Genomic DNA, 12,584 nt, shown 5'->3' with positions numbered 1-12,584 from the left:
GGGCATTCCCGGTCAGCCGGGCAGCGCAGCCAGCTCGGCCTCGATCATCGTCAGCGACTCCGCCGGGCCCAGCGCCATCCGGCTGATCAGGTCGAAGGCCTGCGTGTAGCGGTGCACCTCGGCCTCGGCGTCGAGGAAGGAGATCCGGGTCTTGTTCTCCAGGTAGACGACGTCGGCGGTGGCGGTGGCGAGCGAGTCGAGCACCGAGAACGACCCGGCGGTGACCGGGGGCAGCCCCGCGGCGAACGGCAGCACCTGCAGGCGCACGCCCGGCCGGACGGCGACGGTGGCCAGCCGCTGGAGCTGGCCGCGCCGGACCGCGGCGTCCCGGGCCGGGTCGCCGGGGACGACGCACCGCCGCAGCACGGACTCGTCCAGGACGGCGGACAGCTGCAGCGCGCCGCCGGCCCGGTCGCCGTCGAGCACCTCCTGCCGGCGGCGGCACACCTGCACCCGGCGCTCGACCTCGGCCGGGGCGGGCCGCGTCCAGGTGGACAGGATCACCTCGCGGGCGAAGTCCGGGGTCTGCAGCAGTGCGTGCGGGACCAGGGCGCCGTAGCAGCGCAGCGCCCGCGAGCCGGACTCCATCCGGATCAGGTTGGCGTAGCCGGGGGAGAGGGTCTCGGCGTAGGCGTCCCACCAGCCGCGCGGCCGGGCCGAGGGTGCCAGCCGGCGCAGGAGGTCGGCCTGCTGCTCGGGCACCGCGTACAGCTCGACCAGGCGCTCGAGGTCGTCGCCGGAGACGCCGCTGCGCCCGGTCTCGATCCGGGACACCTTCGACGGTGACCAGCCGAGTGCAGCGGCGGCGTCCTTGCCGTGCAGCTGGGCGGCGGTGCGCAGGACCCGCAGCTCGGCGGCGAGCCGGCGCTCGCGGACGGAGGGCGTCTCGTGGACCGACACGGCGCCAGCTTGATTGCGTGCATGCAATCTTGCAAGGGACCTTCCGGCCTGACGCCTGGGCTGCGACCTTTCCGACACAGGCCGCACCCGCGGCCCACCGACCGGGAGGACGGCAGCGATGACCAGGACCCAGGCCCGCACCCACACCTACGACCTCGCGCAGCTGGCCGGCGGGGTGGAGCGCGTGGCCGACACCGCGGTGGTCGCGCTGCTGGCGCGCGGTCGCCTGCTGGTCGACGGCGGCGGACTCCTCCGGGTCGCCGGCAGCGCACCGGCGCACCCGGTCGAGGCCGCCGTGCTCGACGCGGTCGGCCCGCGCCCGCGCCCGCGGCGCTCGGCGCTGACCGTGCGCGCCCTGGTGCAGGACGACCCGCGGGTCGGTGCCGTCGCCGTCCGGCTGGAGGCCGAAGGGCTGCTGCGGCGCAACCCGTGGGCCGTCCTGTCCCGCTCCTGGCCGGCCCGGGTGCGCACGCCCGAGGGACGCCGGGTGCTGGCCGAGGCGCGGCAGCAGCCCGGGATCGGGGAGGACGTCCGGGTGGCGCTCGACGGCGTGGCCGCGATGGCCGACCAGACCCGCCGCCGGCTCGTCTTCGGTGCCGCGCCCGGCCGGGCGCAGCCGGGAGGGCGCGCCCGGCGGTCCGACGGGCCGTGGTCGTCGAGCACGTCGGGCTCCTTCCTCACCTGGGGCGGCGGGGACGGCGGGAGCGGCGGCTGGGGCGGCGACGGCGGCGGGTGCGGCGGCGGGGACGGCGGTGGGGGCGGCTGCTGACCCACGGCGCCGGTCACGAGCTGTGACCGGCGCCGCCGGCGGACCGCCACCTTGGGGGGAGTTCGGCCGGATGCGCTGGAGAGCGGTGCCCGGGGCGCCGAGGCTCAGGTCAGGACGCACCGATGCGTCCGGTCGGGCAACGGGAGGGAACACCACGTGGCAGCGCGGACGCGGGTGGCGGACGAGCACGAGGTGTCCGCCGAGGTCGTCTCCACGGTGTTCCACGGCGTGCGGGTCAGCGACGTCATGGCGGTCCTGGTCGTCGAGCCCGTGGACGGCGTGCTGCGGGTCAGCTGGGGCAACGAGAAGGCGCTCGCGCTGCTGGGCTACGGCCTGCCGGACCTGCGGGCGCTGTCCTTCGACGTGCTCCTGCCCTCGCTGACCACCGCCGAGCTGAAGCTGCTGCTGCGCCGGGAGCGCGCCGTCCGGATGTCGCTGCCGGTCCGCTGCGCCAGCGGCGCGGTGGTCGAGTGCGTGGTCTCCACCGTCCCCGCCGCGGCCGGCCGGCGCTGGAGCGTACGGCTGGTGTCGACGGCGAACGAGACCGAGCGCGCGCTGCGCGCCACCGCCGACGCCCACGAACGCCGCTTCTCCACCCTCACCGAGCGCTCGCCGGTGCCGACGCTGCTCTCCGAGCAGGGCATGCGGCTGGCGCACGTCAACGACGCCTTCTGCGCCCTCGTGGGCGTGCAGGCCGAACAGCTCCTGGGCACCGGCTGGATGACCACCGTGCACCCCGACGACCTCGACGGGGTCGTCGGGCAGGTCGTGCGCGTGCTCGACGGCGAGGAGGCCGAGGCCCGGGCGCGGCTGGTCCGCGACGACGGCACCGAGCGGACGACGGTCATCCGCTTCTCCCACCTGTTCACCCCGGGCGTGGGCGCCGGGTTCGTCGGCACGATCGAGGACGTCACCGAGCGGCTGGCCTTCGAGGCGCGGCTGGCCCACCAGGCCCACCACGACCCGCTGACCGGGCTGCCCAACCGCACCCTGCTCGCCGAGCACGTCACCGACCGGTTCGCCCCCGGCGGCGGGCGGCTGGCCTGCATCTTCCTCGACCTGGACGACTTCAAGGTCGTCAACGACTCCCTCGGCCACGCCGCCGGCGACCAGCTGCTGGTCGAGGTCGCCCACCGGCTGACGGCCACCGTGCGCCCCGGTGACCTGGTGGCCCGCTTCGGCGGCGACGAGTTCGTCGTCGTCTGCCAGGACGTCGGCCAGGACGACGCGGTCGCCCTGGCCGAGCGGGTCGGCGAGGCGCTGCGCGTGCCGATGACCCTGGGCGGGGTCGACGTGCGGCCCACGGCCAGCGTCGGCGTCACCGTGCAGACCGGGGAGCACGTCGAGGCCGAGGAGCTGATCCGCGACTGCGACATCGCCATGTACCAGGCCAAGGCCGGCGGCAAGGGCCGGGTCACGGTGCTGGACCAGCAGGCGCGCGCCGCGGCCCGGGACAAGCTGCGGCTGGTCGCCGACCTGCGCGACGCCATCGAGCGCCGCGACATCCGCTGCGTCTACCAGCCGATCTTCAGCACCGCCGACGGCCAGGCCGTCGCCGTGGAGACGCTGGCCCGCTGGCAGCACCCCGAGCGGGGCGCGATCAGCCCGGCCACGTTCGTGCCGCTCGCCGAGGAGAGCGGCCTGGTCTCCGGGCTGGGCCTGCTCGTGCTGGACGAGACCTGCCGGCAGCTGGCCGCGTGGGACGCCCAGCTGGGCGAGGCCGCCCCCGGCCGGGCCAACGTCAACGTCTCCGCGCTGCAGCTGGACGGCAACCTCCCCGGCCACGTGCAGTCGGCGCTGGACCGGCACGCCCTGCAGCCGCACCGGTTGTCGATCGAGCTCACCGAGTCGGCCCTGATGAAGGACCCGGCCTCGGCGCGCGCGGTGCTGCAGCAGCTGCGCGAGCTCGGCGTCCAGGTCTCCATCGACGACTTCGGCACCGGCTACTCCTCGCTGGCCTACCTGCGCCACCTGCCGCTGGACTGCCTGAAGGTCGACCGCTCCTTCGTCGCCGAGCTGGCCGACGGGCACGCCGAGATCACCTCCGCGATCATCGCGCTGGCCGGCAGCCTCGGGCTGTGCACGGTCGCCGAGGGCGTCGAGACCCTCGAGCAGGCCGAGGAGCTCACCCGCCTGGGCGCCACCTACCTGCAGGGCTTCAGCCTCGCCGCCCCGCTCTCCGCCGCCGATGCCGCCACCTGGTTCGCCGAGGCCCATGAGCCCGGCTGACCGGTCGCCGTCCGGCCGGACCCGCCGCCTCGCCCCGCACTCCCGAACTGGAGCCGTCGTGACCTCCCTCGCCGTCCCGTCCCCGGCCACCGCCTCGCTGGCGGTCGCGCCGCTGTTCGACCTGGAGCGCGTGCTGGCCAGCATCGACACCATGGCCGCGCAGCGCCCGGTGGCCGCCCACATCGTCTCGATCGCCAACAGCGACGACGCCAGCGCCGCGGAGCTCTCCCGCATCCTGGCCGGCGACGTCGCGCTCGCCGGCCGGGTGATGAAGCTGGCCAACTCGGCGTTCTACGGCATGCGCGGGCGGGTGACCTCCCTGCAGTTCGCCGTCACCGTGATCGGCTTCGCGACCGTGCGCACGATGGCCACCGTGGCGCTGACCGACCTCGACGACGAGTCCCGGCTGCCCGACGACTTCTGGGAGACCTCGACCAGCCTCGCGCTGGCCGCCTCGACCCTGGCGCCGCGCTTCGCCGAGCGACCCCAGGACGCGCTATGCCTGGGGCTGCTCGCCCAGATGGGCGTGGCGCTGCTGCACCACAACGACCCCGACGGCTACGCGGAGCTGTGGGCGACCGAGCGGTCCTCCGACGCGCGGCGCACCGCGGAGGTGCAGCGCTACGGCATCTCCGCGCTGCGGCTGACCTCGGTGGCCCTGGAGCAGTGGGGCTTCCCGGCCGGGATGCTGGAGCCGCTCAAGCAGGTCGGGGACCTCGCCTCCTTCTCCGGGGCGCTGCTGCGTTCGGCGTTCGAGGTCGCCGGCCGGCTGGTCGACCGGGACCACGCCGAGGTGCCCATCGAGCGGGTCAGCTGCGGCCAGCTGCGCGAGCGCGACGTCGCCCCGGTGCTGGAGCAGGTCCGCACGGACGCCGCGGAGCTGCGGCAGGCCCTGCTCGCCTAGCCGCGGGTCCGCCGCACCGCCGGGCCGGTCCGCCGGTCCAGCGGGCGGGTTTGCCCGGTCACCACCGCGGGGAGGTGGTCACGATGCGGCTGGACGCGAGCACCCTGCACCATCTCGGCCCGGAGGTCTCCGTCCCGGGCTACGACCGGAGCGCGGTGCGCACCGGGATCGTGCACCTGGGCGTCGGTGGCTTCCACCGCTCGCACCAGGCGATGTACCTGGACCGGCTGATGGACCAGGGGCAGGCGCTGGAGTGGGGGATCTGCGGGGTCGGGGTGCTGCCGTCCGACGCCCGGATGCGCGACGTCCTCACCGCCCAGGACGGGCTGTACACCCTGGTGCTCGCCCATCCCGACGGCTTCCTCGAGGCCCGGGTGATCGGCTCCGTGGTCGAGTACCTGCTCGCCCCCGACGACCCGGAGGCCGTGCTGGAGAGGATGGCCGACCCGCAGGTGCGGATCGTGTCCCTCACGGTCACCGAGGGCGGCTACAACACCACCGGCATCGGCTCCTTCGACACCACGGAGCCCGGGGTGGCCGCCGACCTGCAGCCCGGCGCCGTCCCGCGCACGGTCTTCGGCCTGGTGGTCGAGGCGCTGGCCCGGCGCCGCGCCCGCGGCGTGCCGCCGTTCACCGTCGTGTCCTGCGACAACATGCCCGGCAACGGCGACGTCGCGGCCGACAGCTTCACGACCTTCGCGCGGGCGCGCGACCCCGAGCTGGGCGCGTGGGTGGCCGGGCACGTCCGCTTCCCGAACTCCATGGTGGACCGGATCACCCCCGGCACCACCGACGCCCAGCGTGCCGAGGTGAGCCGCCGGTTCGCGGTGGACGACGGCTGGCCGGTGATAGCGGAGCCCTACGCGCAGTGGGTGCTGGAGGACGACTTCGCCCTCGGCCGCCCGCCGCTGGAGGACGCCGGCGTCCAGGTCGTCGACGACGTCGGGCCCTACGAGCTGATGAAGCTGCGGCTGCTCAACGCCAGCCACCAGTGCCTGGGCTACCTGGGCAGCCTGGCCGGGTACACGTTCATCCACGACGCGTGCCAGGACCCGTTCCTGCGCGCCCTCCTGCTGCGCTACATGACCGACGAGGCCGCGCCCACGCTGCCGCCGGTGCCCGGGATCGACCTGGCGCAGTACCGCGCCGACCTGCTCGGCCGCTTCTCCAACCCGCACGTCCGGGACACCCTCGCCCGGCTGTGCGTCGACAGCTCGGAGCGGATGCCGAAGTTCCTGCTGCCCGTCGTCCGCGAGGACCTCGCCGCCGGCCGCGACGTCACCTCCGCGGCCCTCGCGATCGCGGGCTGGGCGCGCTGGGCGGCCGGCACCGACGACGCCGGGCGGGAGCTGGAGATGGTCGACCCGCGGGCCGAGGCGCTGCGGTCCGCGGCCCGCCGGCAGGACGACGACCCGCTGGCGTTCCTACGGCTGCGCGAGGTGTTCGGTGACCTGGCCGACGACGAGCGGTTCACCCGCCCCTACCTCCGGGCGCTGCGGTCGCTGACCGAGCACGGCGCCCGGGCCACCGTGCAGGCCGTCGTCCGCGGCACGCTCTGACGCGCCCCCGCCAGCTGCCGGGGGCGCGGCCCGGTCAGGTGCCCGGCTCGGGGTTCGTCGGCTGCGGGTCGGCGCCCACGGTGGGCAGGTAGCCGGGCGCCTCACGGGCCGCCGCCTGCTCCTCGAAGTCGGCGGCGATGTCCAGCAGGGCCGCGTCGTCCCAGCGGGCGCCGAAGAACGAGACGCCGACCGGCAGCGTCTCCCGCGGTCCGGAGAACCCGGCGGGCACCGACACGTTCGGGTAGCCGGCCACCGCGGCCGGGCCCGAGGTGCTGTAGACGAAGGCGTCGGCCTGGCCGTCCAGGTACTGGTAGCGGGTCTGCCAGGCCGGGGTGTTGGTCAGCCCGACGATCGCGGCCAGGTCGTCCTCGGGGCCGGCGCCCTGGGCGAGCACCTCGTCGATCGAGGCGCGCGCCAGCTGCCGGATCCGGTCGCGGGTCTCGCGCACCGCCGGGTCGTCGGCGGGCACGGTGGCCGCCTGCGCCTGCTCGAGCAGCTCCTGGCCGAAGTAGGCCAGCTCCACCGGGTCCTGGGCGTCGAACGCGATCAGCCCGGCCAGGTCGGCGGGGTGGTCGCCGGGTGTGGCGGCGAGGTAGGCGTTCAGGTCGCGCTTGAACTCCGCCAGGAGCGCGGGGGTCTCCCCGGCGCCGATCTCGTCCTGGTACGCCAGCTGCACCGGCACCGCGGTCGCCCCGGCCGCCTCCACCGCCTTCACCGCCGCGGCGAACACGGCCTCGGTCTGGTCGTCGACGGCGGCGGACTGCTCCGGCGTGAGCGTCCAGACGCCGATCCGCGCGCCCTGCAGCGCGTCGAGGTCCAGGTCGGCGAAGTCGGTGCCCAGGCCGGCGGGGATCTCGGCGGTCGCGGCGTCGGAACCGTCGGTCCCGGCCAGCACCTCGAGCACCAGTGCGGCGTCCACGGCGTGCCGGGCCATGGGGCCGGCGGTGTCCTGCTCGGCGGAGATCGGCACGATGCCGGTGCGGCTGACCAGGCCCAGGGTGGGCTTGAGCCCGACCACGCCGTTGGCGCCGGCCGGGCAGACGATCGAGCCGTCGGTCTCGGTGCCGATCGCCACCTGGGCCAGCGAGGCCGCCACCCCGGCCGCCGAGCCCGAGGAGGAGCCGCAGGGGTTGCGGTCGAGCACGTAGGGGTTCGCCGTCTGCCCGCCCACGCCGCTCCAGCCGCTGGTGGAGGCCGCGCCGCGGAAGTTGGCCCACTCCGACAGATTGGCCTTGCCCAGCACGACCGCCCCGGCCTCGCGGAGCCGGCGGGTGATCGTCGCGTCGTCGGGCTCGCTGCCCAGCAGCGCCCGCGAGCCGGCCGTGGTGGGCATCGCCTCGGTGTCGACGTTGTCCTTGAGCAGCACCGGGATGCCCTCCAGCGGGCCCCGCGCCTGCTGCCGCTGGCGCGCGGCGTCGCTGGCCGCGGCATCGTCCAGGGCGTGCGGGTTGACGCTGAGGACCGCGCCCAGGTCGGGGTTGAGGGTGTCGATGCGGGCCAGGTAGGCGCGGGTGAGATCGACGGCGCTCAGCTGCCCGGCGTCCATCCGCTGCTGCAGCTCCGGGATGGTCAGCGCGTCCAGGTCCAGGCCGCGCACCGGCACCGACCCGGCGCCGACGACGGCGGGGACGGCGACCGGGGCGCGGTCGGGCGGCGTGGCGGAGACCGCGCTCGCCGGGAGCAGCAGCGCCGCGGCGGCCGCCGCGGCGGCGACCCCCACGGGGCGGCGCAGCGGACGGGGACGACGGTGCTGGTCGGCGCGCATGGACTGCTCCAGGGCTCGCTACGGGTCCGGGGTGTCCCGGCTCACGTTAGGCCCGCGGCGGCCCGCCCGCCGGGTCGGTGCGCAACGGTGGTCGGACTCCGTCCCGGCGGGGCATGGTGGAGGGGTGATCGACAGCGACTTCGGCCCCGACCCCATGGCGCTGCTGTGCCGCGAGGTGCTCCGCGAGCGCACCCCCGCCCTGATCGCCGAGGCGTGCGCCTGGGCGGTGGGGCTGTCGGACCGCCCGCACTTCCAGCGGGTGCGCGGCAAGGTGGTGCCCAGCGGCTCGACCCTCGGCGCCCGCGCCGCCAACGGCCAGCCGCTCGGCGGCGAGGAGGACGGTCGGCTCGAGCTCGGCGACGCCCGCCCCGGCAGCTTCCAGGACGCGCTCAACGCCATCGGCGCCGACGGCGTGGTGCAGGCCGAGCGGTTCGACCGCGAGCTGGTCGAGCCCTTCGTGCTCGACACCTGCGTGCAGGCCGCCGAGCGGGCCCGGGCGACGCGTGCCCTCACGTGGGCCGAGCTGCTCGACGAGCTCGGCGAGGACGGCGGCGACCTGGTCGAGGTCGTGCGGGTGGGGGAGTGGGAGGCCCCGCTGCGCATCGACGCCGAGCACCTGGTGCTGGCCGCGATCGGCGCGGTGCCGCTGGTCGAGGTGGAGGCCGAGGGGCTGCCGCTGTCGCTGGTGCGCGCGGCCGAGGCGGTCACCCGCGCCGCGGCGCCGGTCCCGCCGCCGACCGGGCCGGCGGCCGACGAGCTGGCCGGTGCGCTCTTCCTGGCCGAGGCCGCGCTCCGGGGCTCCGGCCTCACCCTGCCGGTGCCGCCGGCGCAGGCCGACCGGCTGCTCGACGTGCTGCTGGCGGAGGGGCTGCTGCCCGAGGAGGTGCCCCCGCTGCTGTCGCAGCTGCCGGTCGAGCCGGTCACCGCCGCGGAGGTGCGGGCGACCCTCGCCGCGCTGGGCGGCTGAGCCCCCGGTCAGCGCGCGGGCAGCCGCACCACGTCGGCGTCCACCCCGTGCTCGTGCAGGCGGGCCGGCGCGGGGCTGTCGTAGACCACCAGCAGCCGGTCCCCGCCGAGCAGGCCGATGCCCTCCGCGTGGTCGTCGCCGTCGCCGAACGGGAGCTCCAGCTCCCGGGTCAGCGCCTCCCCGCGCACCACCTGCGGCGCCTCCACGGTGAGCGCGTCGTGCCAGCGGTACACCCGTACCGGGCCGTCGAGGTCCATCGTCGGACCGGCGAGCACGAGCAGGTCGTCGCCGTGCGGGCACAGGTCGCGCACGCCCAGCCCGGCCATCCGCAGCACGTGCTTGCGGTACCGGCGACCGTCGGGGAACGGCCGCAACCGCAGCCGTGACGGGTGGTCCGGGTCGGTCTCCGGACGCAGCTCCAGCACCACCGCCCAGCCACGCAGCACCGGGCCGCGCAGCCCGAGCAGCACCCGGTCGCCGGCCACCGCGATGCCCTCGACGTCCAGGCCGTTGTCCTTGCCCGGGATGGGCAGGAACGGCGCCAGGTGCTCGTCGTCGGCGAGCAGGTCGCGCAGGTCCTCCCCGTGCGCGCCGAACACCGCGGCCCGGTGCTCGAGGCCGTCGACGGTCAGCGCGCGCACCGGCGTCGGCAGGCCGTCGACGGTGGCCACCGGCAGGCGCACCAGCACCTGGCGGTTGGCCTGGCCGCTGACCTTCGCCAGCCGGCGCAGCGCCTTGTCGCCCTCGTGGTGGCCCTTGATCCGCTTCCGCCGCAGGCTGTGCGAGCCGACCGCCCACAGGAAGTCCCCGTGCCGGGCCAGGCCCTCGACGTCGGCCTCCTCGTCGTCGTCCTCGCCCGGCAGGTCGACCAGGTCGGCGAGCCGGAAGGTGGCCTGTCCCGCATGGTCGCCGGCGTCGTCGGCGACCAGCCGCTCCACCGTCGCCGTCTCGTCGCCGGCCACCCACAGCACCGGCCCGTCGCTGCGGACGGCGGAGAGGTTGGTGTGCGTGCCCGCGGCGCGGGCGCCGGCGGAGAAGGAGAGCCGGACCGTGCGTTCGATGCCCACCCCGCCAGCCTGGCAGACCGACCGGTTGGGCACCGGTGTCCCGGGCATGAGCGGGAGGACGTGGTCGAGACGAGGGAGTGCAGCGGATGAGCGAGCAGGGCAGCGTGCTGGTCACCGGCGCGGGCGGGGTGATCGGGTCGGCCGCGGCCGCGGAGTACGAGCGGGCCGGACGGCGGGTGCGCGGGCTGAGCCGGCGCGCTCCCCGGGAGGCCGGCTGGGAACACCTGGCCGTCGACCTGCGGGACGCCGACGCCGCGCGCGACGGGCTGGCCGGGGCGGGCGACACCACGCACCTGGTGTTCGGTGCCTACGCCGAGCGGCCCACCGCCGCCGAGCTGTCGGAGGTCAACGTCGGGATGCTGCGCCACACCCTGGACGGGCTGGCCGCGGCCGGGGCCCCGCTGGAGCACGTGACCCTGTACCAGGGCGGCAAGGCCTACGGGGCGCACATGGGCTTCTTCAACACCCCGGCCAAGGAGCGCGACCCGCGGATCGTCCAGCCGAACTTCTACTACGACCAGGAGGACCTGCTCCGCGAGGTCGCCGCCGAGCGCGGCTTCCGGCTCACGGTGCTGCGGCCCGAGGGCGTCATCGGCTACGCCGTCGGCAACCCGATGAACCTGCTCATGGTCATCGCCGCCTACGCCGCGATCAGCAAGGAGCTGGGCCAGCCGCTGCGCTTCCCGGGCAGCCTGGCTGCCTACGACGCCCTGTACCAGGTCACCGACGCCGAGCTGCTGGCCCGCGCGACCGTGTGGGCCGGCGCCGAGCCGGCCGCCGACGGCGAGGTCTACAACGTGACCAACGGCGACCAGGTGCGCTGGCGGCACCTGTTCCCGGCCTTCGCCCGCGCCTTCGGCATGGAGCACGCCGAGCCGCAGCCGGTGCCGCTGCCCGAGGCGATGGCCGGCCGCCGCGACGTCTGGGAGCGGCTGGCGGCCCGGCACGACCTGGTGCCCACGCCGTTCGAGGACCTGGTCGGCTGGGAGTTCGGAGAGTTCATCTTCACCTCCGGCTTCGACAACGTCAGCTCCACGATCAAGCTGCGCCAGGCCGGGTTCGCCGACTGCCTGGACACCGAGGACCGGTTCGTGGAGCTGTTCGGTCAGCTGGCCGACCGGAAGGTGATCCCGCCGCTGCGCTGAGCCGCGACACATGTCGCGCCCGTCGTGCGCGTCGCGGTCGCGGGCAGACTGCGGGCACGCCGCGGGCAGGGTCGCCCGCGGCGCGACGGTCCGCGGGTGCGCCGGCGCGGCCGTCGTCGGCCGGTCCGGCGCGGGGAGCGCACGATGAGAGCATCCGCCGCCGTCGTCGAGGAGCCGGACGCACCGTTCGTCCTCCGGGACGTCGAGCTGGACGACCCCGCCCCGGGCGAGGTGCTGGTGCAGGTCACCGCCACCGGGTTCTGCCACACCGACGGGCTGGCCCGGGAGGGGAACATGCCCTTCCCGCTGCCCGGCGTGCTCGGCCACGAGGGCGCCGGGGTGGTCGTCGCCGTCGGCGACGGGGTCACCGACGTCCGCGAGGGGCAGGCCGTCGTCATGGGCTGGCCCTGGTGCGGGCATTGCCGCAACTGCCTGGACGGCGAGCCGCGGTACTGCCTGGAGCTGGGGGCACTGGCCTTCAGCGGCCACCGCCCGATCGGCACCTCCGGCGTGCGCACCACCGGCGGTGACCCGCTGGCCGGGGCGTTCTTCGGGCAGTCCTCGTTCGCCACCCACGCGCTGGCCACGGCGACGTCGCTGGTGCCGGTCCCCGAGGGGCTGCCGGTCGACCTCATGGGCCCGCTGGCCTGCGGCCTGGCCACCGGCGCCGGGGCGGTCCTGAACACCGCCCGTCCGCTGCCCGGGGCCTCGCTGGTGGTCTACGGGGTCGGCACCGTGGGGCTGGCCGCGGTCATGGCCGCCCGCAACTCCGCGGCCACCACCATCATCGCCGTCGACCGGCACGCGTCCCGGCTGCAGCTGGCCCGCGAGCTGGGCGCCACCGAGGTGGTCGACGCCGGCGACACCGACCCGGTGCAGGCGGTCGCCGACATCTGCGGCGGGCCGGCCGACTTCGCGCTGGAGTGCACCGGCATCCTGCCGGTGGTCCGCCAGGCCATCGACTCGGTCGGGATGCGCGGCAAGGTCATCCTGATTGGCGGGGCGCCGGCCGGCGCGGAGTTCACCGCCGACCACATGAGCACGCTCTGGGGCAAGTCGATCGTGGGGACCCTGGGCGGCAGCGGCCGCAGCGGGCCGTTGATCGGCGCCTTGATGGACCTCTACGCCACCGGCCGGTTCCCGATCGACCGGCTGGTGCAACGGTTCCCGCTGGACCGGATCACCGAGGCGATGGAGGCCTCCTACAGCGGCGAGGTCGTCAAGCCGGTGATCACGATGCCGCAGGGCTGACGCCGCGGCGCGGGCCGTACGGTCGCGT

Annotated in this window: 10 protein-coding genes; 7 read left to right on the top strand and 3 right to left on the bottom strand. The window is 75.8% G+C overall.

What is annotated here, in order from left to right:
- Positions 1-12: 12 nt before the first annotated feature.
- Entirely contained in the window at positions 13-900 is an 888-nt protein-coding gene (locus ACGBYP_RS13450; protein ID WP_411584859.1) for a helix-turn-helix domain-containing protein, read from the bottom strand.
- 118 nt (positions 901-1,018) lie between these two features.
- On the opposite strand from ACGBYP_RS13450, the gene ACGBYP_RS13445 reads away from it, so the two are divergent.
- The 4 genes from ACGBYP_RS13445 (at position 1,019) to ACGBYP_RS13430 (ending at position 6,361) form a co-directional block, all read left to right on the top strand.
- Positions 1,019-1,669, top strand: a complete 651-nt coding sequence (locus ACGBYP_RS13445) for a TIGR04222 domain-containing membrane protein (RefSeq protein ID WP_411584856.1) — start codon at positions 1,019-1,021, stop codon at positions 1,667-1,669.
- A 156-nt stretch (positions 1,670-1,825) separates the two neighbouring features.
- Positions 1,826-3,898, top strand: coding sequence for a putative bifunctional diguanylate cyclase/phosphodiesterase (locus ACGBYP_RS13440; RefSeq protein ID WP_411584854.1), 2,073 nt, complete (start codon positions 1,826-1,828; stop codon positions 3,896-3,898).
- 58 nt (positions 3,899-3,956) lie between these two features.
- Positions 3,957-4,802, top strand: coding sequence for an HDOD domain-containing protein (locus ACGBYP_RS13435; RefSeq protein ID WP_411584851.1), 846 nt, complete (start codon positions 3,957-3,959; stop codon positions 4,800-4,802).
- Positions 4,803-4,885: 83 nt separating this feature from the next.
- Positions 4,886-6,361, top strand: coding sequence for a mannitol dehydrogenase family protein (locus ACGBYP_RS13430; protein WP_411584849.1), 1,476 nt, complete (start codon positions 4,886-4,888; stop codon positions 6,359-6,361).
- A gap of 34 nt (positions 6,362-6,395) precedes the next feature.
- Here the strand turns inward: ACGBYP_RS13430 and ACGBYP_RS13425 are convergent, their stop codons facing one another.
- Positions 6,396-8,126 (bottom strand): amidase, encoded by a 1,731-nt coding sequence (locus tag ACGBYP_RS13425; RefSeq protein ID WP_411584846.1) that lies wholly within the window; start codon positions 8,124-8,126, stop codon positions 6,396-6,398.
- Positions 8,127-8,250: 124 nt separating this feature from the next.
- Between ACGBYP_RS13425 and ACGBYP_RS13420 the strand changes: the two genes are divergently transcribed.
- Entirely contained in the window at positions 8,251-9,093 is an 843-nt protein-coding gene (locus ACGBYP_RS13420) for a hypothetical protein (RefSeq protein ID WP_411584843.1), read from the top strand.
- 8 nt (positions 9,094-9,101) lie between these two features.
- On the opposite strand, the gene ACGBYP_RS13415 is transcribed toward ACGBYP_RS13420, so the two are convergent.
- A complete protein-coding gene (locus ACGBYP_RS13415; RefSeq protein WP_411584840.1) occupies positions 9,102-10,160 on the bottom strand; it encodes a DUF3616 domain-containing protein in 1,059 nt (352 codons plus the stop codon).
- An 86-nt stretch (positions 10,161-10,246) separates the two neighbouring features.
- Here ACGBYP_RS13415 and ACGBYP_RS13410 point away from each other — a divergent pair, with 86 nt between their 5' ends.
- Complete coding sequence (locus tag ACGBYP_RS13410; RefSeq protein WP_411584837.1) at positions 10,247-11,305, top strand: SDR family oxidoreductase; 1,059 nt, start codon at positions 10,247-10,249, stop codon at positions 11,303-11,305.
- 144 nt (positions 11,306-11,449) lie between these two features.
- Complete coding sequence (locus ACGBYP_RS13405; RefSeq protein WP_411584835.1) at positions 11,450-12,556, top strand: NAD(P)-dependent alcohol dehydrogenase; 1,107 nt, start codon at positions 11,450-11,452, stop codon at positions 12,554-12,556.
- The last annotated feature ends 28 nt before the right edge of the window (positions 12,557-12,584 follow it).

The organism is Modestobacter sp. SSW1-42 (assembly GCF_046635825.1).
Taxonomy (GTDB): Bacteria; Actinomycetota; Actinomycetes; order Mycobacteriales; family Geodermatophilaceae; genus Modestobacter.
The sequence above is the reverse complement of the archived record's forward strand: the minus strand, read 5'-3'. Positions and strand labels throughout refer to the sequence as shown.

Bases quoted from the DNA above. Each gene is read 5' to 3' on its own strand.
- ACGBYP_RS13445 (WP_411584856.1), top strand. From the start codon at position 1,019: ATGACCAGGACCCAGGCCCGCACCCACACCTACGACCTCGCGCAGCTG.
- ACGBYP_RS13430 (WP_411584849.1), top strand. From the start codon at position 4,886: ATGCGGCTGGACGCGAGCACCCTGCACCATCTCGGCCCGGAGGTCTCC.
- ACGBYP_RS13425 (WP_411584846.1), bottom strand. From the start codon at position 8,126: ATGCGCGCCGACCAGCACCGTCGTCCCCGTCCGCTGCGCCGCCCCGTG.
- ACGBYP_RS13410 (WP_411584837.1), top strand. From the start codon at position 10,247: ATGAGCGAGCAGGGCAGCGTGCTGGTCACCGGCGCGGGCGGGGTGATC.
- ACGBYP_RS13405 (WP_411584835.1), top strand. From the start codon at position 11,450: ATGAGAGCATCCGCCGCCGTCGTCGAGGAGCCGGACGCACCGTTCGTC.